This window comes from Pedobacter endophyticus (assembly GCF_015679185.1).
Lineage (GTDB): Bacteria > Bacteroidota > Bacteroidia > Sphingobacteriales > Sphingobacteriaceae > Pedobacter > Pedobacter endophyticus.
The window spans coordinates 4,090,608-4,111,570 of sequence record NZ_CP064939.1 but is presented as its reverse complement, the minus strand read 5'-3'; the positions used below and the strand labels follow the sequence as shown (position 1 = coordinate 4,111,570).

Genomic DNA, 20,963 nt, shown 5'->3' with positions numbered 1-20,963 from the left:
TATATATTCTTTTGGATTCTTCGTGCGAAAGATGTATTTTAAGGACTGAATGAAATTTATCGATAGGAATTTATCACTCCTTATAGAAAATACTCCAATAAAGTAAATCTATTTAAAGGAGTTTTAGTATCGGACAATAGAAAAATATAACCAGCATGGATTACAAAGCATCACTTGACACTTTGTGCAAGGGAACAACTATAGGCATTTTAATTCTATTCATCGCAATTGGGCAGAAAAATGTAAGATTACTTATATCAGTAAATGGCGATATAAAATTAATACTAATTCATGGTGGAGTGCTTCTTCTTCTTATTTCGACATTCGTTGGCAGTTATTTATATAGTACCAGCAAATATTCTCTTTCAGGGGAAACACTAGTCATACACCGACCAGTTGGCGAGGTAGTAATCAAACTTTCTGATATTGCAGAGATACGACTTTTAGACTCAACCGATTTTTCGGGAGTGGTGAGAACTTTTGGTAATAGCGGTCTTTTTGGATATTACGGAAAATATTACAATTCTAAAATCGGTAATATGACCTGGTTCGTGACCCAGAAAAAAAATAGAATTCTTCTTCGGACCCATCGTAAAAAAAAGATTATTATTTCACCAGATGACGTTAGTTTGGTTGAGAAAGTGAACCATTACCTAAACCAAAGAAATAATAAACTATCCAATATGTAAATTAATCGTTTATGATCTGATTTAATCCTGGGAAATCTTTGGTTATTTATTTGCTAATTTGATAGTCAAGAAACATTTCTGTGTTTTGATGGTTTTTTTAAAATTGATGATGAATATTTGGTATTGTCTCTTTATCAGAAGTATCTCCCACAACTCGTGCTATAAATTCCTCAGGCACAACGGATATAATAATCGGGCCTTTCATCAGTGCAGGTATCATTAATATTAGAGCAGAAGTAGGCACGTTATTTAAAATGGTAAAACAGCCGTCGTTTACCTGTGTGAACTTCCCAAAATTCAGACCAGTTAAAAGTAGAATTCTACACCGAGTGAGCCCCCTTTAACCACTCCCATACTTATTCCAAATGCTTTCGGAATGGGTTCGTTGATCACCGTTAACGCATCTTAGCAGCAATCGTCGACCTATTCCAAAGGATCGCAAGTCCAAACTTTTCGGTAATTTACATAGTCTCCCTTATCCAACGTAATGGCGTTTTCTGCTACCCAATATCCATATTGTTCCTAATGCGGTGAGTAGTGAAGGTTGACAATATCTGCAGTCTGTTGTCCTGTATAGATGATCATCGCCCTTGTATGGTCGAAGGGATTAATCCAACCAGTCACCAACTGCAAATTAGTTCCATTTACGACTCGATTGGTGGAGATTTCGGCGACCTTGACCAAGTAATTCCGGGTCAGATTGACCATCCCTAGAAAAGACACAAATTATCCATAACATATTATTTATTAGTGTTTTGGAGTGGTCAGTCGAGACCCAAACACACTGACCCTAAGTTCCGAAATAAGTTGATCAGTCTTAGCGAAATCTCCATTCAGGTTGGTAAAGTTTGCAGAACTTGTCGGATTATTAGCAGGGTTCTGAGAAGATGCCGGCACGGCAGCTATCTGCTCAAGGCGGGTATTTGTATATCCAAAATTTGCCTTGGCATTTAAGCCCGGTAAAATGGTATAGCGTAGGTTGGTATTGGCAATTAAATTATTGGTCACCCCATTGTATCGTCTTAACATACTTGCCAGGGGATTTGTAAATCCGTTAGTCCAGAAAAGTTTACCTGCAGAATAAAAGATGTATTATCGTCCCTATCTTAAGGCTTTGATTTGAAATCGGTCCTGGATAAATATGATATCAAAGAACTTCAGCAGGTAAAATCAAGGAACCAGCTGGAATCTGCACTTAGAAACGGCGACGGTCAGCGTGGAAAAAAAATGGCAAAAAAATCAAACTTCACATCGAAGCTATCCCACGATATTCCAATCTCAACATGTTCACCATGGAAGGAAAGCCTGAAAAGCGTGAACAGTTCCTCAAGGTACATGAGAAAGGGCAATCTATGGGACTTTCAAAAGGTAAAAATGAGGAGGCCGCGCAAAGCCAGGGTTTGAGACTTTATTGTATTTTATTAATTTCGCTGTTCCTCAAAGGAAAATTTAATCAAACTGGCGATGCTTTTGCAGCGCCTTAAAAAACAACAATATGGAAAAATTTGCAAGATTAAAAGAAGTGGTAGCGGCTATTGAGGCTGATGTAAAAAAATTTTATGACAACGGAAATGGCGCAGCAGGTACTCGTGTACGCAAGGTCATGCAGGATTTGAAAACGCTTGCCCAGGAAATCAGAATTGAAGTTACTGAAAAGAAAAACAGCGATAATTAGCGCATTTATTGCTTTGGGGATAAAAGCCACCGCATTTGCGATGGCTTTTTCTGTACTGCCCGCGGACCGACCATATCATGGAAGTCAGCGGGATTTTGTGAGCTCAGGATTTAGTTTTCGAGCTTTCAGGATCAGCAATAATAGATCTTGACTATTGCGGTAGACAAATGCATCCCACCGAAACTCATGTTTTTCTGACAAGGCTTGACCCTCACCTGAAAGGCAAAACGTAGGATAATAGATAAAGTGGATTATCATTTTTAATTGTATTTGTCTCTTTTTTTGGTATCGCTTTTCGGCAATGTTTTTTTATCATCCAAAACCGACATTCGGATTTCCTGCGCGGCTAACCTCAATTTTTGGAGTAGATGCCTTAACCTGGTGGCCGCCTGGAGATTTTGAGTGCTTTAAAATTTGCTTTTTTCAATCTCAGCAGCTTCAATGATTTGTTTTAAGTTTCCAAGATTTTCCATGATCAGCATTAACTGGTGAAACGACCCTATCTGCAATACGCGGCAGCGTAAAATAGCCTTAAGTAAAATTAAATTAAGTGAAAACTCTATGTATCCGGTTTTGCTACATGCTTAACCTGTTTAATTGTCCCGGCTTTAATTCAAAGGTTTTTCCTTGCCAGATAAAAGTTCCCGACACCTTTTCCGGTAGCCTAACTGTAATATTCCACCTCTGTCCTACTTTCCGGTAAGAGACCGTCAGATCACCGTTTGGGTGTGGAATAGATCCCTCTGCATGCTTAAGCTTTCCCAGGGCAGGATTTATCCGGACCCTTGAAAACCCAGGGGCGTCACTCTCAATTCCGAGTACGATTCTATACAGTTCTATATTTGGACTGGCCCCCCAGGCGTGGCAATCAGATCGGGTTGTCTGGGTATCACTTATTTCGGCCCAGGTCGTGAGCCCACTGTTAAGGTGCGCCTTCCATACACCGAGCTGATCGAGATACCTATCTGCCAGGCCCACTTCTTTCAGCGCCAGCATTTGATAATACCTGAAGTAAATAGTTGTCTGGGCGATTGAATCATCCGCGAGGATTTTTTCCATAAGATCTTTCGCCTGATTTCCCTCTACCACATGGGTTAAAATTGCCAGTACATTTGCATGCTGGGAAAATAACCCCTTAGTATCTTCATCCGCAAACAGGCCTCTTGACGCAACCCAGTATTTATTTTTGATTGTCAATGAAAGTTTTGCCGCCTGGTTGAGATATTTCTGTGAGAGTTCCGGACGGCCTAATGAGGATTCTAATCCTGAGGCAATCTGCAATGCCCATAAAAATTGAAAATCCAGTAGTGAGCTGTTGCCTTTCTGTCCATTGGGCGGGACCCCGAAAACCCAGCCTTTATGGTTTGACCAGTCCGTAAAGTTCCAGTAGGGCATCGCCCCCAATGAGCCGTCTTCGAGCTGATACTGCTCAAAAAACGAAAGCACCTGCCGGACGCCAGGCATCATACCCCCTACAAATTTTTTATCCCCCCTGTACATCCAATAATCATTTACCATACCAATCCACCATAAGGAGAATGGGGGTATTTGCTGATCATAGTTCGTCGGGAACCGGCTTAATGTCAACCCTTCAGACATCCTGGACTGGTCAAACTGTTTTATAGCCTGGCGCAACAATCGGTCATCACCACTATTGTATAGCGAAACAAGCCCTTGGATTCTAGTGTCGCCAACGTATTGCAACCTCTCATAGTAGGGACAATCCATATAGGTTTCCACCGCACATAATTTTGCTGTCCTCCAGCCCACTTCCAGGAGTGAATCCAGAAACTTATCTTCACTTTTGAATTTTGCATTGTAGTCAAAAGGATATTCTGTTTTGATTGCATGAAAGTCTGAGATTTCAAGTGGCTGATCCGCCGTCTGAATAGTAAGCTTAATGTACCTGAAGGTCCTGAACCATAAAGGCATATATGCTTCAGCTTTCCCCGAAGCTTTAAGGCCGTCCTGGAAGCCGCGGAACATTTTACCTTCAATATCATTACGGTTCCCTTTTTTATTGCTGCTGTCATATAAGGCCTCTGCATACCCAATATTTATCAGGGAACCTTTTCCACTGGTTATTTCAAGGACGGGATAAGCATTTGTCAGTTCCTTTTGATCAATAATCCATTCAACATTGGTGTTTGCCGGTATCCTCAGCGTTTTTTTCTTTTGAAGGTGATTTTCACTGACTTCCACCCCCGAAGATTTCCTGACCGATGAGAAACGGATGGGTTCCATACGCATGGCCGGAATTTCGCGAGGGACGAGCAGGCGCCCTGGGCGGTTGAAAACGGACCACTTGGTTTCACCCCGTTCTCCCTGCCTTGCCTTTTCCCAGCGCAATTCATGATCCGGTTCAGCAGAATTCCAGCCACTGGGGTATTTTTCAAAGTCCACCATTTCAGCAGCGCCGATGTCGGTGCCCCTGCTCCATTTAGGCATGATGGAATAGCCGGAGTTTTTGCAAACCTTCCAGCTGGTATCGCTAGTGAACCCATAGAGATTATCCTGTGCATCCTCTTGAATTATCAGGCCCGTTTTATAAGAGTGGTGTGCCATTGGGCGCTGGGTACCAAAGTTCCAGACCTCGGCGGCAATCACGTTTTTGCCGGGATTCAGGAAGGGCGCGATATTGATGGTTTCAAACTGCCAATGCCGCAGCTCACCTGCTGCAGGCCCGTGGCTGATCCATTTGCCATTGATGTAAAGTCGGTAGCGGCTGTCTGCCGAAACATGAATCCATAGCTGCCTAGGTATCGACTTCATGGAAATCTCTTTCCTGAAGTGATATAATCCATTGGGATTATCCCCCTCTTCGGGGAAACTTATCCATCTCGCGGGCCAGCTTTCCCTCATCAGCTTCGGGTTCAAAGGATCCGCTTTTGTGCACATGGCCTGGATGATCAGGCAAAAAAATATGATATAGGTTGGAATCGGCTTCATATGTATAGTTTCTGATTGAAATACCCGGGAACCGAGGCTCCCGGGATACCTCCGCGGCATTATTGTTCTAAAAGAACTTCCCTGCGTGGATATTGAAATAATAAACGGATGTTATTGTATGCAGCCGCAGGAACATGGCTTTTCAGGGCCTTCTCCCTTGCCGCGTGGGATTGCATTACAGCGGCAGCCCTGCCTGTCCTGAGCAGATCAAACCAGCGGTGGTTTTCAAACGCCAGTTCGACCTGTCGCTCCTTCCACACTGCTTCACGGAAAAGTTCCTGGGTGGATACCTGCTGCGGGCTTAGCCCAGCAAGCCCTGCACGGGCGCGCACCCTATTGATGTGGGTAAATGCCTGTCCGGAAGAAGTATATCCAATTTCATTCAAAGCTTCAGCAGCCATCAGAAGTGCATCAGAAAAGCGGTACACCGGAAAATTATCATTGGTCTGATAGCGGATGCTGTGTGCGCTTCGGAACTTAATGGTATAGGGAACAACCTGATTGGTATTGGGGTCAACAAAAGTCCTGTTTATCGATTTGGCCAGCCTGAGATCCCCTGGTTCATAAGCTGCCAGAAGGTCTGCAGTCGGGATATTCCAGCCCGAATCTGCACCTGTGTAAAGCCCGAAACCGGTGATGCTCGTGCCGGCGTTGTAGGGGGCGAAGGTATACATAAAATTGCTGGCCATTCCAAAAGGACCTTCAAGGAATTGGACCTCAAAAACCGACTCAACGGAATTTTTCGCCAATGGATTGAAATTGCTGGAATAATCCGGGTTTAGTGCCTTTTGCGACTGTAAGATAATATTCAGGTGTTCCATGGCCTGTGAATATTGTTTTTGGACCATATACACCTTTGCCAGCAGCATATGTGCAGCAGTGCTGGTCACCCTGCCCAAGTCTGTAGGGGCAGGGTATGCGGCCGGAAGATTATTTACCGCAACACCTGCATCTTTAATTATGGATTGATATATCTCCGCGACAGGCTTTCTCTTTGCTTTATCGAAAGCGTCATTCGTCGAGGTCACCTCGGTGAGCACAAGCGGAACTTCCCCGAAAAGCTGAACCAGGTTAAGATAATAATATGCCCTTAGAAAGCTCGCCTGGCCCAGGATTTGCCTGGCAGCATTCGCATCGCCGATTTTTGCCTCATCATAACGGTTGAGAATTACATTGCACCTGCCTATTCCGGTAAATGAGTTGGCAAAGAAAGAATAAACAAAGGGATTGTCATCAAGTTCCAGGAACTGATCATTCTGTTCCCGGCCAATCGCTGAGCGGTCGCCGGTATTATACTGGAAAGAAGTATTATCCGACCTCATCTCCCCAAGCTGCCAGAATGAATCGGTAAAAAGCGGTCTCAGTGGCGCGTAAGCACCATTTACAGCTTGAATAAAGTCATTCTTTGACTGGAAAAAGTTTCCCGCATTCTGCAGGTGCTCCGGGCTCGCATCCAGATAATCCTTCTGACAACCGGTCAATCCGGATAGAAACAGGCCCAATAGCGCTATTTTTTTTAATGATTTTAACATTTTATCATATTTTAAAGGCTTTGCACGTAGGTTGCAAAGCCTGGTTTATCGTATTTTTTTAACAATCTACTTCAATGCAAAATTTACGCCCAGCGTATAAGTCGCAGCAACCGGGTAGGCGGTAAAGTTCACCCCCGGAGCGAGTGAATTGGAGCCCGAGAAACTTACCTCAGGGTTACCACCTTTGTAAGGAGTGATGTAGAACAGGTTCTGTCCACTCAGGTATATCCGCATAGAACGGCTAAATGCAGTTTTTAGGTTATATCCCAAAGTGAGGTTTCGCAGGGAAACATATGAGCCGTTCTTCACCCAATGTGATGGACGAAAATCGCGGGCGAGATTGGTATTGCTTACAGTGGTTGGCAAAATCCCTGCACCCGGATTTTCCGGTGAACGGTAACGGTTGATCACTTCCCTTTCCACATTGAAAACCCCGTCAAGATTGGTCGTAAACTGCTTATACTGATCCAGGATCTGGCCACCGTAAGATCCGCTCAACAGGAGCGAAAGGTCGAAGCCTTTGAACTTAAACCGGTTGGTCATACCGAAAATGAAATCAGGATGCGGATTTCCGATGATTGTCTGGTCATTGGCATCGATTCTGCCGTTGCCGTCAACATCCCTGTACCTCACTGTTCCAACTACCTGCCCACTGATATTTGGATACCGGAGCAGCTCATCCTGCGTTAAAAAAAGCCCGTCGGAAACATAACCATAGAACATGCCCATTGGCTGGCCCACCATTGTGATATTAGTCCCTCCTGCTCCGGCTACACCGGTAATGATCCGTTGCTTGCTGCCAATATCAAGCACTTTATTGCGGTTGAAAGAAATATTAAAGTCCGTTTCCCATATTAAATTTCCGGTGGTATTTTTCGAGCTAACAGAAAACTCCCATCCCCTGTTCCTAACATTACCCAGATTGGTTATGCCCTGGCTGAAGCCTGAACTGATTGGGATGTCTATCGTCTGCAGCATCTGCTCAGTATTTCTGGTGTAATATTCTGCAGTGAAATTCAGCCTTCCTTTAAACATGCTCAGGTCAAGACCGATATCCAGTTGTTTGGAAGATTCCCAGCCCAGGGTTTGATTGGCCAGGGAATTCAGTGTCACACCATTAGCCAGGCTGTTTCCGAATGCATAATTACTGGCCGCGATTAATGGGATGGCGGTATAGTTACCGATGGAGTTATTCCCGGCGATACCGAAACTGCCACGGAGTTTCAGATCGTCAATCTGCGGGATATTCGGGAAAAACGATTCTTTGGAAAGCCTCCAGCCAATGGAGCCCGATGGAAATACGCCCCATCTGTTTTGCTGCCCGAACCTTGATGAACCGTCCCTTCTGATGGCAGCGGAAAGAATATATTTGTCGGCAAACGTATAGTTGGCCCTGGCAAGATAAGACAATAGGCGCCATTTCTGCACATCAGCCCCGGAAGTTACCACTGTAGCTGCATTTATGGTCTGCACCACATCATTGGGATATTGCGAACCGTTGATAGAGTTACGTTCCCCTCTTTCCTGCTGAACGGTGAAGCCTGCCAGCACATCAAGGTGGTGGTCTTTCCAGTCCTTAACATAGTTAATGGTATTTTCATTGAGCCAGTTTAAAATGACATTGGAGTCAAACTGCCCACGTGCCGGCTGGGGCGGAGGATTACGGAACGCGCCAACATAAGATGGCTGGAACACTTTGAACTTACCGTCCTGCCAGTCAAAATTAAATGAGGACTTCGCTGTAAGGCCTGGAAGAATTTTCCAGCCAAGGCTCGTATTGAGCAATGCCCGCACGTTGGTAGAGGTGCGGTTGGTATTCATCAATACGTTCAGTGGATTTGAGTTGGTGAACGCATCGGGTGAGGTTACGATTGGATTAAAGCTGCCATCTGCAAGCCTTACCGTAGAAACAGGCGTTGTCAGAAGCGCCTGGGTGAGAATGCCGCTCTCAAAATGCCCCTCTGAATCAGATAGCTTTCTTTTGGTATAACTTGGCGAGAGGTTTAGGCCAAAAGTCAGGTTTTTAGTCAGGTTTGTTTCCAGGTTCATACGGACAGAATATCTTTCAAAACCAGTATTGCGTACCACGCCCTGCTGATTGAAATATCCGGCAGAGGTCATGATCCTTGTTTTCTCCGTGCCGTTTAAAATGGTCACATTATAGTTCTGCATAGGTGCCGTGCGGGTCACCTCGTCCGTCCAGTCTACACCAGCGCCCAAGGCAGCAGGATTTCTGTAAATCTCAGGAACTGAGGATTCCACAAACGGAACGTTGTTGAACCGGGCCAGATCCTGACGGTGCTCTCTACGCCAGGTTGCATATTCTTCCGCGCTCATCATATCTAGTTTCCTGGATTGGGGGATGTGCTGAACGCCGGTATATATCGAAAAATCAACGCTTGAAGCACCGCTCTTACCTTTTTTTGTGGTGATCAGTACAACACCGTTTGCACCCCTTGAGCCATATATCGCTGAGGAAGCAGCATCCTTTAAGACACTGATGGATTCGATGTCGTCCGGATTGAGGGTACTTAAGGGGTTCTGGAATTTATCGTAGTTATTGTTCAGCGGAAAACCATCCACTACATATAATGGATCATCCCCGGCGCCGATTGAGCCTGAACCCCTCACACGGATGACCATCCCTCCTCCGGGGGTTCCCGACGCCTGGTTAACCTGAACACCGGCCATTTGCCCGGAAAGCTTCTGATCGATGCTGGTAACGGGCAAATCCTTTATGTTTTCCTGATTTACGGTCGACACCGCGCCGATGATATTCCTTCTGGACTGGCTACCATAGCCTACCACCACAACATCGTTCAGCGCAGAAGCAGATGGTTTGAGTGATATTTTAAGATCACGCTGACTGCCTACGGCCTTTTCATAACGCTCATAACCCAGATAAGAAAAAACAAGCGTGGCATTTTCGGTTACCTTGATTGTAAATTTACCATTTGAATCGGTCTGTGTGCCGACGTTGGAGCTGCCCGACAAGGTTACAGATACGCCTGGAATGGGCGCGCCGGTTTCATCGGTGACAGTTCCGGTCACCACGACATCCAGTTGGTGGGGAAGCAACCTAAGTGCCCGCTCACGGATGATGATTGTTTTATCATCCTGGTAAACCAAATCAAACTTCGCTGGATTCAAGAGCTTTGGCATGAGCCCGGAGACTTCCTGGTTTTTAACCTGTAAAGTCAGCGGGGGGATCTTAGCAAGGATTTTTGCCTCGCTGATAAAATTGTATCCTGTTTGTTTACTGATCAGGTGCAATACACGCCTGATGGGCATTTCTGCAACATCTAAGGTGACTTTGCTCTGCGCATAGGTTGTGGCATGAACCTGCAGCGCGGTTACAAGGATTACGGCAAATATTCCTTTAATCATAAATAAGCATTTCAGTAGGCCATAGAGGGTCGTGCCGCTAAAAGCCGCATATTTTTTGTACATTTGGTTAAGATTAATTGGTTAGTCAGTTGGCTAATAATTGGATGATGGTTTGGTCAATAAACCTCATCAGGTCTTCCGGGAGTGCTGGTAACACTTCCGGTTCTTCTTCACATTACAGATATTTGATTCTTACAGTAACCCTCCTTTCCTTATTTTTAATATTTTGATTTGATAACATTTCAAATTTTATTTTACCGGTTTGTTCCAGATTTGAAAGCAGGCTTTTCAGTGATTTTTTTCTGGAATAAACCCCGAACAGCTCCAAAGCTTTCCTTTTTCCAACGTACAGGAGATCCACATCATACCACCTGGAAATTTCTTCCATCAGCACTTCGAGCGGCTTATCGTTAAACAAAAAAAGGCCTTCTTTCCAGGCGGTTACCTCTTCCAGGTCAACTTTATTGACCCGGATGTCGCCAAGGGTTGAAACCATCGCCTGCTCCCCCGGATGGAGCACTTTTCCTTCTTTATTATTAATTCCGATTTTAACAACACCCCTTATCAGCGTGGTAAAGTCCTTTGACTGACCAGGATAGGACTGGATGTTGAAGGCGGTACCAAGTACCCTCACGTCGTGATTAAGCGTATGGACTACAAAGGGGGCCTGTGGTTTTCCCGCTCTATCCTTATTTTTCACATCAAAAAATCCTTCTCCCAGAATGGAAACAGACCGCTCCTGTGGGGAAAAGCGTGCCGGAAAGGTAAATTTTGTAGATGCATTGAGCATCACCTCTGAACCGTCGGACAGTGTAATCCTGAATTCACCGCCCTTAGGTGTCTGAATGACATTTTGCAATGACTGGTTGTATAGGTCCGCCGCGGTTTCGAGTTTAATCCATCCCTCGGCCAATTTATGCAGTTTTAGCCCAGCCAGGTCCATCGACTCATTTATTTTCAGCGATTCGAGGTTAATTTTTTTTCCACTGCCCGTAATCAGCATAGCCCTGCTATACCCCGGATCAACATCAGCGATCTGGATTAAAGGTTTCTGGACCGGGCTGTTAAAAGATCTAAAATTTGATGAAATCAGCTGGAAAAGGACAAAAAGACCAAACAGTGAGGCCGCAGCAAGGCCGTAATAGAGCAGCTTTTTCGGTTTTCGGGATTTAGGCCTTTCTAGAATGGCTTGACGGATATGTTCCCGTGGCGAAGATGACTGCAGATTAATTTGACCGTGGTTTTTGTTCCAGGTTTCATCGAATAAATTGCCGAGGACTTCGTCATTTTCCAGTATCCCCATAAGCTCCTCCCATTCCTTTGGGGAACATATGTTGTCCAGATAACGTTGGAATAAGTATTTGCTTCGATCGTCCATAGTCATGAAAGGTGTTTAACCTAAAAAATCAGGGCTTATACACATAAGACCCCGGAAATTATTTTTAGGAGTAATCAAAAAAAAATTATTTTAAAAAATAGTAGATGGTCAGTAGAGTGAGAGCGACATCAGTATTCGCTTTCAGGTATTTTCTGATAAACCTTAAGGCCAGTTGCATATGTGTCTTCACGGTCAGTTTGGATAGCGAAAGCGCCATAGCAGCCTCTTCGTATTTTTTACCCTCTACATGACAAAGCTGATAAACCAGGCCCTGTTGCATGGGAAGTTTTTCAACAGCTTCTTTGAGCAGCTTAGCGGTTTCATTGAAGGCAATTTGCTCCTCGGTAGTGTGGTCTTCGGATTTAATGACAGATTTGATATAAAGATCCCTTTTGGTCTGCAGCTGTAGGCTCCTCCATGATTTTAAAGTCTGGTTTCTAGTCAATACCCGAAGATAGGATTCAATATTATCAACCCTGCTCAGCTTATCATCCTGCCAGATTTTCAAGAATACAGTGAATACAATCTCCTCCGCAATTTCATGTGATTTGATTATCCTGAAAGCTATGGAGTATACAACTGACTGGTACTGGCCGAACAAAATATTAAAAGCATGCTGGCTGCCTTCCTCAATATTTTTCAAGAGTTTTTTCTGTTCATTCAGCATCGCATTCAATAATTGGGCATTTACCCGGAAAGATTTGGTTATGGTAAAAGGATTTACCTAAGTTAGTAAATAAAAATTATTTTGCAATTTATGCCTTCCGGGATCTAAAATTTAAATGACCAGCCAGGGAGTTAGCATACATCACCAGGCTTGAAACACCTTCTTCGACCTTACATTGAACACTGGATAATTTTTCATGTTTGGGAGAATCACCCTGACTTTCCCAGCCTTCTATCTATATCAGACTGCTTGAATGAATTGAATATAAGCAATAGGGCTATAATGATTCACAAGGAGCTTGCACAGTTGAAGTACTTCGCCGCTCATCTTTTTTAATCTTACAGCATAGGGAGTTTAATTGAAATATCTGTTTGCCTGATTTTAAACATAACAATCCTTGTTTTGCATATTTCTATTTGACTGTTGATGTACAATTTTGTGCTATACTTTAAATGTTTGAAAAATGAAAATAACATTGGTCACGGGAGCCTCTTCCGGAATGGGAAAAGCCACCGCAAAACTGTTGGCACAAAGCGATTACACCGTTTATGCTACCGCCAGAAGGATAGAAAAAATGAAGGATCTTGAAGCCTTCGGAGACAAGCTATGATTTTGACGAGGGACTAATGGGTTTTACTGCCCCTAACCAGATTGCCGTAATTGATGAGAATTTTGTTAGCCCCGATAATGGCTGGTTGTTAATGGTGCATCCCGACTTTTAATTCAATTATCCCTTGGCAAAAAAATACCGGAATACGTTTTTTTTGATTACAGTGTGAATGAGGCCCTTATCTTATCAGGAGATGAAGAAAAATCCATAAAGGAAATAATCCGGAATATTCAAAAAGAATTCAATCTTCCTATAGATAAGTTCAGTCAGGATGTGCTGATTTCGCAAATAGATTTATTGCTGACGCTCTGTAACCGTTATTATAAAAGGCAGTTCATTACCCGTAAAAAGCCGACCAACGACATACTTTCAAAATTTGAATTACTTTTTCACAAATATTTTTACAGCGGATTTATGGAAGAAAACAAAAATCCATCTGTCAGGTATTTTGCCGATAAGCTTAATGTTTCTCCCAATTATCTGAGTGATGTATTACGCAGTCTTACAGGGCAAAATGCCCAACAGCATATCCACGAGAAATTGATTGAAAAGGCAAAAGAGTTATTGACATCAATGCATCTTTCCATCGGTGAAATAGCCCATCAATTAGGTTTTGAGTATCCACAATCGTTCAGTAAATTGCTTAAGAGCAAAACCGATTCAACACCCGTGGAATTTCGGGCTTCGTTCAATTGATGTTTGCAGTAGTATCTTCCCCAATACAATTGACAAACTATTGAAGCTATCTTACAATTGTGCTGACCAGCGAGAAGGTGTTATGCCAAACCTTTGTTTAAATGCATTGGAAAAGTGTAGCAAACTTTCAAATCCCAGTTCCAGGTAAATCAGGGTCGGTTTCTTTCTGTTTGTTGAAATCTGGTAGTACGCTTCGGCCAGTCGTTTTTACTGCAACCATTTTCGTGTAGAAGTGTCAAATGCTTTTTGAAAATCTCTTTCAAAGCCTGCCAGACTTTTACCGGTTAGTTTTGCAAATTTTTCTATTTAAACATTGAACTGATAATAGTTTGTTTATATAATTACGATTATTTGAAGTCTATTCTATGTTAGACTATTGAAAAATTGCGCTCTTGAAGAGATTGTAGGCAATTTTTTACAGCATCAGCGGCATAATTTTATCATTTGTACCAAATATACACGGAGCAGTGAAGCTATTCTGGGAAAGAGCAATTCTGGTAGTCATCGCAAGACAATCCAGCAATAGGTAGAAGTCAGTCTTAAAAGATTAAGGATTGGATTATATACATATTTATATGCCGCATTACGATGATGGGCTAACACCGTCTAAGAAATTGTTAGAGGGCTTGAGGATTTGGTAAGCAGCGGCAAAATTCTTTATAGGGAATTGACAAATTTCCCTGCCTGGAAGGTCTCCACAATTGCATCGGCCATAAAATTAACAGTGATACAAATTGAATATAACCTGCTTCAAAGAACAGCCGATAGGGAATTTCGTTCTATGGCTGAATATTTCGGGTTGGGAACAATGATATATTCGCCTTTGGCAGGCGGACATCTGACGGGCAAATATCGAAGGCGAGAAAGGACGGATCAATCGGAATTCGATTGATGATGATAGAGAAAATGAAATGCAGAAAAAATAGTCGATGAACTTATTGTAATTGCTGAATAGCTGAGCGAAACCCCAGGGAAGATTGTTTTTTCCTGGGGTTTACCAAAGGGCCCTTTTCCTTTGCTTGGAGCACGCAATGTTCATCACCAATGATGCTTTATCATCATTGAAAGTGAAACTTACTGACGAACACATTCAGAAATTGGACAAATTAAGTGCTATTACCTTGGACTATCCTCACGACCTTCTTAAGCAGGTTAGAGGGTTTTAAAGGAAAGGTTAAGACTTATTTATCTCCCTATAAAACTTCAATCAATCATCCATTCATTTTCCTAAAGCGCTTCAATATGTGTGCTTTAACAAAACGACAGTATTTCTTCCGAGCCAACGTAGCCAGTCTATTGATTGCAATTGGGTAATATGTTTAAAACCAAATGGTAAATTCATTTACATCCACATGATAAATATGACGTCTTTTATCGCCTAAATCGGTATAAGTGCCAGAGGAATGATTTCTAAATGGCTATTTCGTTATCTCTAAGCGGATGCCGCAAAGAAATTATTCCAACCCATCAAGACTCGCTGCTGAAATATTCGCAGTGCTTTTACAAACGGTGCTTTATTGATCGCTCTGAACTATACAGTAATATGGTTGCAAACTTCCACTGTATTTATCTAAATTATTTTATAGAGAATTACTGCACACTCAAGGATTAGCCACATTTGGTAGTCTTGCGGCTGTGTCAAATTTTCTCCATATTATTTAAGCTATTTCTCAAACAAGAAACAAGAAAAATCCGAAATTGAGTCGATTCATAATTATATGATTGGTGAAATTAAAAATCTATTAAGTGAAAATTGCTACAGTATTCACAATTTGCGTATTCAATATATTTTAAAAATTTCCACTATTTTTCAAGGCTTTTTAAGAAAGAAACCGCCTCATTCCAAATCAATATAAAAAATCATTTGTTAAATCAACGGTGTATTTAATAAATGTATAATCAATTATTTTCATCATTTTGGTTATAAATAAACTCTTTATGGTTACAAATAACACAGAATAAGGCCAGATCTTTGGTAGATAATTTAAAATTTAGAAAATGAAAAAAGTATTAATTACCGGAGCAAATAAAAGTATTGGTTTTGAGGTAGCAAAACAATTGTTAGAAAAGGGATTTTACGTTTATCTAGGGAGCAGAAACATAGAAAACGGTAATGAAGCTTTAGAAGAGCTGAAATCAGCAGGGTTTTCCAATGCTGAGGCTATTGAAATCGATGTAACCAGCGATGATTCAGTAAAAGCCGCCCGGGCAGAAATAGGAAAGAAATCCGATTCATTAGACGTTCTCATTAACAATGCGGGAGTAAGCGGAGGGCAGCCACAGCAGGCTTTAATTGCTACACCAGAGCAGTTTAAACAGGCATTTGATACTAATGTGATCGGTGTTGCAAGAGTGACACAGGCATTTATCGACTTAATTAAAAATTCACCTGAGCCACGTATTGTGAATGTAAGTTCTAGCCAGGGTTCGCTTACTTTGGCCAATGACAAGTCTAATCCATACTACAATTTCAAAGGCGCTGTCTATCAACCATCTAAGGCTGCCTTGAATATGTATTCTATCGCTTTGGCATTTGAATTGAGAGAAACCGCTGTTAAAGTAAATATGGTGGATCCCGGCTTCACAAAAACTGATTTCAACAATCATCGTGGTAGCGGAACCGTAGAAGAAGCGGCAACACGTATTGTAAAATATGCTCTAATTGATAATGATGGACCATCAGGAAAATTCTTTAGTGAAGAATTTTTTCCCGAAGGTGTAGAATGTCCTTGGTAGATAAAACATAAGAATGAGTAAAAAAGAGCATATTCCTTATAGGATCGAATCACTTTCCGAATTAAGACGCGTGCTGGGCTTGACAAAGCCCTTGCACCCGTTGGTCATGATAGCCAACAATATGGAAAAGGACATTGACCTGAGCAGAATGCCCAATCCCCATATAAAGAGCTTTTACAAAATTTCTTTCCTTAAAAACATATCAGGAAAATTAAAATACGGGCAGCGATTTTACGATTTTGAAGAAGGAGGAATGGTATTTATAGCGCCAAACCAAGTAATTGAAAATGATGGTAACCAGAATGACTATGCCGGCTATTCTCTTTTTTTCCATCCTGATTTCTTGCTAAATACTTCATTGGCAATCAAAATCAAGAACTTCGGGTTCTTTTCGTATGATGTAAATGAAACACTGCACCTATCAGAAAAGGAAAAAGAAAGTATTATCGCCATTTTTAAGGTGATTGAAGAGGAATTGCAGCTTCCCATCGACGATTTTAGTCAAGATATTGTGGTAACTCAAATAGAATTGCTTCTACACTATTGTAATCGTTACTATAAACGGCAGTTTGTAACAAGAAAGGCTGTTAGTAATGAGATTCTTCACATATTAGAAAGTCATCTGGAAAATTATTTTGGCAATGAAAATTCTTTAAATAGCGGCATTCCTACAGTACAGGATTTGGCAGAAAAAGTGCATCTGACACCAAAGTATCTCAGCGATATGCTTCGTTCGCTTACCGGAAGAAACGCACAACAGCTTATTCACGATAAGCTCATTGATAAAGCTAAGGAACTCTTAACTATTACCAATTTATCGGCTAGTGAAATTGCGTACAAACTGGGTTTCGAATATTCGCAATCCTTCAGCAGGTTTTTCAAAGCTAAAACCGACCTATCACCCTTGGAATTTCGGAAATCTTTCAATTGATTGGAATATTATTGTTTTAATAAAGAATAAGTAATATTATTTTCGGCAGATCCATTTCCTTTAACTATCCCGTCAGTTTAATCATCCATTCATTTTCTTAAAGCCTTCCGATAGCTGTGTCTTGCCAAACAACCGTATTTCTTCCGAGCCACCGTAGCCGACCTCTTCCTCGCCATTGGCTAATCTGTTTAAAACCGAAGTGGTAAATTCAGTTACATCCACACCATAAGTATGAAGTCCTTTACCGCCTAGATCTGTATTAACTGCCGGAGGAATGATTTCTAAGACGGCTATGTCGGTATCTTTAAGCTGATGCCGCAAAGACAAGGTGAAAGAATGTATGGCTGCTTTGGTTGCGCTATAGACAGGGACAGCAGTATACGGAACGAATGCCAGTGCGGAAGTAACATTTATAATGGCTGCATTCTTTTTTTTATGCAATGCAGGCAGTAGCAAGTTGGAAAGATGAATTGGCGCTTCGAGGTTGGTTTGTATCTCATCCTGATAATCTGCCCATCCATTTTCGGTGAGCAAATTTTCCCTTAAGTTTCTGAAACGTTGTATTCCTGCATTATTGATTAAAACATTTAAGTTGGGGAAGTTGGATAAAAGTTTTGCTGAAAATGCTTTGCGCGCATTGGCATTGCTCAGGTCACAGGTCAGGATATGCAAGTTGGGCATTACCTTTTGGGCATCTTCCAACACTTCAAGCCTTCTGCCGCAAATAATTACCTCGTTTCCATTTTCGTAAAAATATTTAGCTATTTCCAGCCCGATACCAGTTCCACCACCGGTAACCAGTACAGTATTATTTTTCATATTCATACTTAATAACTTTAATGTGAATCCTAATGACTTGCGCCCCCATTTACCAATAAATGTTGGCCGCTTACGAAAGAGGAAAGGTCGCTGGCAAAAAATTCTGCCACATTGGCAACATCATCCACGTGGGCCATTCGTTTCATTGGGTTGGCTTCTATCAACCACTTGATGGAAGGCTCGGTGGGGTCTGTAAAAATACCGGCATCGCTTACTGCATATGGGATTATGGAATTGACGGTAACACCTCTTCCACCGATTTCCTTTGCAAGAACTTCTACCAAATACTTGGGTGCAGTTTTACTACCGCCGTATAAGGCAACACCTTCAAACGGATAAACTGTGGTACTGGAAGAAATATTAATAATCCTTCCTCCATCTGAAACGTGTTTCGCAGCTTCCTGCAAAGTGAAAAATGCCCCTTTTGTGTTGAGCGTAAATAATTTGTCGAATTGTTCTTCCGTAAAGTTTTCCACGGGAACATCTACCAATTCTACTCCGGCGTTAGCAACTACGATGTCTATTTTTTGAAAAGCAGTTTTCGCTTCTTCAAAAAGACGAGTAATCTCAGCTGGTTTGCTAATATCAGCCTGCACGGCAATAGCTTCTACACCCATAGCTTTGATATTAGAAAGCACCTGGTCTGCAGCGTTTTTGTTATTGGTGTAATTCAGTACTATATTGGCACCCAATCCCGCATACCGTTCAGCAATCGCCTTGCCCAAGCCCCTGCTAGAGCCCGTGATGAGGGCAACTTTATTTTGTAGTGAATTCATTATTTTATTTAAAAAATTTTTAAAATAGATTGGATGGATTTATATTTTTCCTGGGCTGTAACGCCTTAAACAGAAACAGCCAAGAAAAATATATAGATAATAATATTAGCGAAATTATGCCATTCCGCCGTTGGCACCGATGCTTTGACCGGAAATCCACTTAGCTTCATCCGATGCTAAAAAAGCAACCACTTTGGCAATTTCATCCGGTGCACCCAAGCGCTGGAATGCATTTGTAGAAGCAATTTGAGCGATTAACTGCTCTGATTTTCCGTTCAGAAATAAATCGGTTGCGGTAGGGCCAGGCAAAACGCAGTTTACATTGATGCCCCGGGAACCTATTTCCTTGGCAAAAACCCGGCTCAGTTGCTCTACCGCAGCCTTGGTAGCAGAATACACACCATATGTTGGAAACACGGTTCTGGTAACGGTAGAAGACAGATTGATGATGCTTCCATTATCTGCCAATTTTGTTGCGGCTAACTGCAAAGAATAAAAAACGCCTTTAAAGTTGATGTCCAGTTGCTTTTCAAGAAGTTCTTCTGAGAGATCTTTTACCAATCCGTTCAACATCACGCCGGCGTTATTTACCCAAATATCTATTTTGCCGAAACGGGCAATGCTTTCCTCAAACAAACGGGCGACTTCCGCCTTTTTACTTACATCGGCCTTAATAGCAAAAGCTTCTCCGCCCAGTGACTCGATGCTTGCAACCACATCATCAGCAGCGCTCTGGTCGCCACTATAATTTACAACAACTTTTGCTCCGGCGTTTGCCAGTTCGTGTGCAATAGCACGCCCTATACCTTTGGATGAGCCGGTTACTACGGCTACTTTTTCTTTTAATAAACTCATCATTAATTGTTTTAAATTGATGATACAAAGATGAAGCTATTCCGTAGGGTAAGGGTTGCGAAACTCTAAGGAAGATATGCGAATTTCTAAGAATGGTTAGCTGAAATGATTTTTGCGATAGCTAGCAGGGCTTTCGCCGCTATGTTTTTTAAAATAATTACTAAAGTGAGCACTTTCGACAAATCCCATCCGGTAAGAAATCTCTTTGATACTGAATGCGTTATCCTGCAACAGGACTTTTGCTGTTGAGATTGCCTTTTCATTAATCCACTGCAGCATAGATCTTCCTGTCTTATTGCTGATGACCTGGGACAGATAGTTGACGTGCAGATTTTGCTTATCTGCGAAATATTGTACCCGTATCTGCTGTTCTGACCCGGTATCTAAAATATCCCTGAAATAACCATCCAGGTCGATTTTAAAGCTTTTAACTATCTGTGAGCTTCTGTTGCCTTCGTAAATGGGGTTGTAATCTAGATAACAATATTCTTTGACAACGTGTAAAAGAGCTACCAGCAGACTTCCGATGATGCGGTTGCGAAAAGGCGATTGGGACATAAATTCTGTTTCAATCAAGGTATAAAGTCTTTCCACACGGGCATATTGGTCGGTACTTAAAGTCCGTGGACGCACGGTTTCGGTAAGCAGGTAGGGAAACTGCTGAAAAATGTCTGCATAAACGTATTCTTTCAGGAACGCTTCATCAAAGGTTATCAGGCAGGCATCAGAAAGCCTAGCCCATTCAAAAGTGCGGAAATTACCCGGATTGGTAAAGTAAATTGTGCGGTTATTTACCGGAAAATATTTCTCATCAATCGTATAACTCCCATCGCCATCCTTACTGAAAAGAAAATTATAATAATCGGGTCTGAAACTTTGCGACCGGAAAGGCAAAACCTTGATAGAATGCTGAACACGGTGAATGGTAAAGCCTTGCGCTGCTCCGATAGACTTCTCTTCGATGCCCATTTTACTATAAAATTCCTGTAAGTTTCCGATGTTATCTGCCGTCATATTCAAACATGCAAGTTAGAAAAAATATCAGTTCAATTTTCACTGCTATGCTCGGCAGAAAGTCAGGCGGCCATTTTGATCCGAAATGGATAGGTCACTTTCTGGTTCTTCCTCAGTTTTGGTGGTTATGATAAATTAAGGTCGTGCTTCGTTAAGCTTTAAAGAATTTATCTAAACTGATTTTCTCATCTATTGATATTTTTAAATTAGTTTCTCTAGATAACCAAACCGATTTGGTCAATATCTAGG

The 20,963-nt window shown here is 42.0% G+C and carries 19 protein-coding genes; 8 read left to right on the top strand and 11 right to left on the bottom strand.

Features of this window, described 5'->3' with window-relative positions; translation table 11 throughout:
- The first annotated feature begins 155 nt into the window (after positions 1 to 155).
- On the top strand, positions 156 to 689 hold the full coding sequence (locus tag IZT61_RS16800) for a PH domain-containing protein (protein WP_196098191.1): 534 nt from the start codon (positions 156 to 158) through the stop codon (positions 687 to 689).
- 747 nt (positions 690 to 1,436) lie between these two features.
- On the opposite strand, the gene IZT61_RS16795 is transcribed toward IZT61_RS16800, so the two are convergent.
- Positions 1,437 to 1,718, bottom strand: a complete 282-nt coding sequence (locus IZT61_RS16795; RefSeq protein WP_196098190.1) for a hypothetical protein — start codon at positions 1,716 to 1,718, stop codon at positions 1,437 to 1,439.
- A gap of 263 nt (positions 1,719 to 1,981) precedes the next feature.
- Between IZT61_RS16795 and IZT61_RS16790 the strand changes: the two genes are divergently transcribed.
- Together IZT61_RS16790 and IZT61_RS16785 are read left to right on the top strand one after the other, a co-directional pair.
- The gene (locus IZT61_RS16790; RefSeq protein WP_196098189.1) at positions 1,982 to 2,173 is read left to right on the top strand and encodes a hypothetical protein; all 192 of its coding nucleotides are present in this window, start codon (positions 1,982 to 1,984) and stop codon (positions 2,171 to 2,173) included.
- Positions 2,174 to 2,184: 11 nt separating this feature from the next.
- Complete coding sequence (locus IZT61_RS16785) at positions 2,185 to 2,364, top strand: histone H1 (protein WP_196098188.1); 180 nt, start codon at positions 2,185 to 2,187, stop codon at positions 2,362 to 2,364.
- Between the two features lie 576 nt (positions 2,365 to 2,940).
- Here the strand turns inward: IZT61_RS16785 and IZT61_RS16780 are convergent.
- The 5 genes from IZT61_RS16780 to IZT61_RS16760 form a co-directional block, all read right to left on the bottom strand.
- Positions 2,941 to 5,313, bottom strand: coding sequence for an alpha-L-rhamnosidase-related protein (locus tag IZT61_RS16780; RefSeq protein WP_196098187.1), 2,373 nt, complete (start codon positions 5,311 to 5,313; stop codon positions 2,941 to 2,943).
- A 59-nt stretch (positions 5,314 to 5,372) separates the two neighbouring features.
- Complete coding sequence (locus IZT61_RS16775; protein WP_196098186.1) at positions 5,373 to 6,845, bottom strand: RagB/SusD family nutrient uptake outer membrane protein; 1,473 nt, start codon at positions 6,843 to 6,845, stop codon at positions 5,373 to 5,375.
- Positions 6,846 to 6,911: 66 nt separating this feature from the next.
- Positions 6,912 to 10,136, bottom strand: a complete 3,225-nt coding sequence (locus IZT61_RS16770; protein ID WP_196098185.1) for a SusC/RagA family TonB-linked outer membrane protein — start codon at positions 10,134 to 10,136, stop codon at positions 6,912 to 6,914.
- A gap of 271 nt (positions 10,137 to 10,407) precedes the next feature.
- Entirely contained in the window at positions 10,408 to 11,616 is a 1,209-nt protein-coding gene (locus IZT61_RS16765; protein WP_196098184.1) for a FecR family protein, read from the bottom strand.
- A 79-nt stretch (positions 11,617 to 11,695) separates the two neighbouring features.
- Positions 11,696 to 12,277 carry an RNA polymerase sigma factor gene (locus tag IZT61_RS16760; RefSeq protein ID WP_196098183.1) on the bottom strand — a complete coding sequence of 194 codons (582 nt, stop codon included), beginning with the start codon at positions 12,275 to 12,277 and terminating at the stop codon, positions 11,696 to 11,698.
- Between the two features lie 463 nt (positions 12,278 to 12,740).
- Here IZT61_RS16760 and IZT61_RS16755 point away from each other — a divergent pair, with 463 nt between their 5' ends.
- Positions 12,741 to 12,887 carry an SDR family NAD(P)-dependent oxidoreductase gene (locus tag IZT61_RS16755; RefSeq protein WP_196098182.1) on the top strand — a complete coding sequence of 49 codons (147 nt, stop codon included), beginning with the start codon at positions 12,741 to 12,743 and terminating at the stop codon, positions 12,885 to 12,887.
- 165 nt (positions 12,888 to 13,052) lie between these two features.
- Positions 13,053 to 13,583: a helix-turn-helix domain-containing protein gene (locus IZT61_RS16750; protein WP_196098181.1), complete on the top strand. Its 531-nt coding sequence runs from the start codon at positions 13,053 to 13,055 to the stop codon at positions 13,581 to 13,583.
- 51 nt (positions 13,584 to 13,634) lie between these two features.
- Here IZT61_RS16750 and IZT61_RS22625 read toward each other — a convergent pair whose 3' ends face one another.
- Positions 13,635 to 13,727 carry an AraC family transcriptional regulator gene (locus IZT61_RS22625; protein ID WP_394370745.1) on the bottom strand — a complete coding sequence of 31 codons (93 nt, stop codon included), beginning with the start codon at positions 13,725 to 13,727 and terminating at the stop codon, positions 13,635 to 13,637.
- A 490-nt stretch (positions 13,728 to 14,217) separates the two neighbouring features.
- Here IZT61_RS22625 and IZT61_RS22620 point away from each other — a divergent pair, with 490 nt between their 5' ends.
- From IZT61_RS22620 to IZT61_RS16730, 3 genes are all read left to right on the top strand, one after another.
- A complete protein-coding gene (locus IZT61_RS22620) occupies positions 14,218 to 14,475 on the top strand; it encodes an aldo/keto reductase (RefSeq protein WP_196098180.1) in 258 nt (85 codons plus the stop codon).
- 1,106 nt (positions 14,476 to 15,581) lie between these two features.
- Positions 15,582 to 16,319, top strand: coding sequence for an SDR family oxidoreductase (locus tag IZT61_RS16735; RefSeq protein ID WP_196098179.1), 738 nt, complete (start codon positions 15,582 to 15,584; stop codon positions 16,317 to 16,319).
- A gap of 13 nt (positions 16,320 to 16,332) precedes the next feature.
- The gene (locus tag IZT61_RS16730; RefSeq protein WP_196098178.1) at positions 16,333 to 17,250 is read left to right on the top strand and encodes a helix-turn-helix domain-containing protein; all 918 of its coding nucleotides are present in this window, start codon (positions 16,333 to 16,335) and stop codon (positions 17,248 to 17,250) included.
- Between the two features lie 81 nt (positions 17,251 to 17,331).
- Here the strand turns inward: IZT61_RS16730 and IZT61_RS16725 are convergent, their stop codons facing one another.
- The 4 genes from IZT61_RS16725 to IZT61_RS16710 all read right to left on the bottom strand — a co-directional run bounded on the left by IZT61_RS16725 (position 17,332) and on the right by IZT61_RS16710 (position 20,714).
- Entirely contained in the window at positions 17,332 to 18,075 is a 744-nt protein-coding gene (locus IZT61_RS16725) for an SDR family oxidoreductase (protein ID WP_196098177.1), read from the bottom strand.
- A gap of 23 nt (positions 18,076 to 18,098) precedes the next feature.
- The gene (locus tag IZT61_RS16720; protein ID WP_196098176.1) at positions 18,099 to 18,845 is read right to left on the bottom strand and encodes an SDR family oxidoreductase; all 747 of its coding nucleotides are present in this window, start codon (positions 18,843 to 18,845) and stop codon (positions 18,099 to 18,101) included.
- A gap of 114 nt (positions 18,846 to 18,959) precedes the next feature.
- Entirely contained in the window at positions 18,960 to 19,703 is a 744-nt protein-coding gene (locus IZT61_RS16715; protein WP_230383740.1) for an SDR family oxidoreductase, read from the bottom strand.
- 93 nt (positions 19,704 to 19,796) lie between these two features.
- Positions 19,797 to 20,714, bottom strand: coding sequence for a helix-turn-helix domain-containing protein (locus tag IZT61_RS16710; RefSeq protein ID WP_196098175.1), 918 nt, complete (start codon positions 20,712 to 20,714; stop codon positions 19,797 to 19,799).
- Between the last annotated feature and the right edge of the window lie 249 nt (positions 20,715 to 20,963).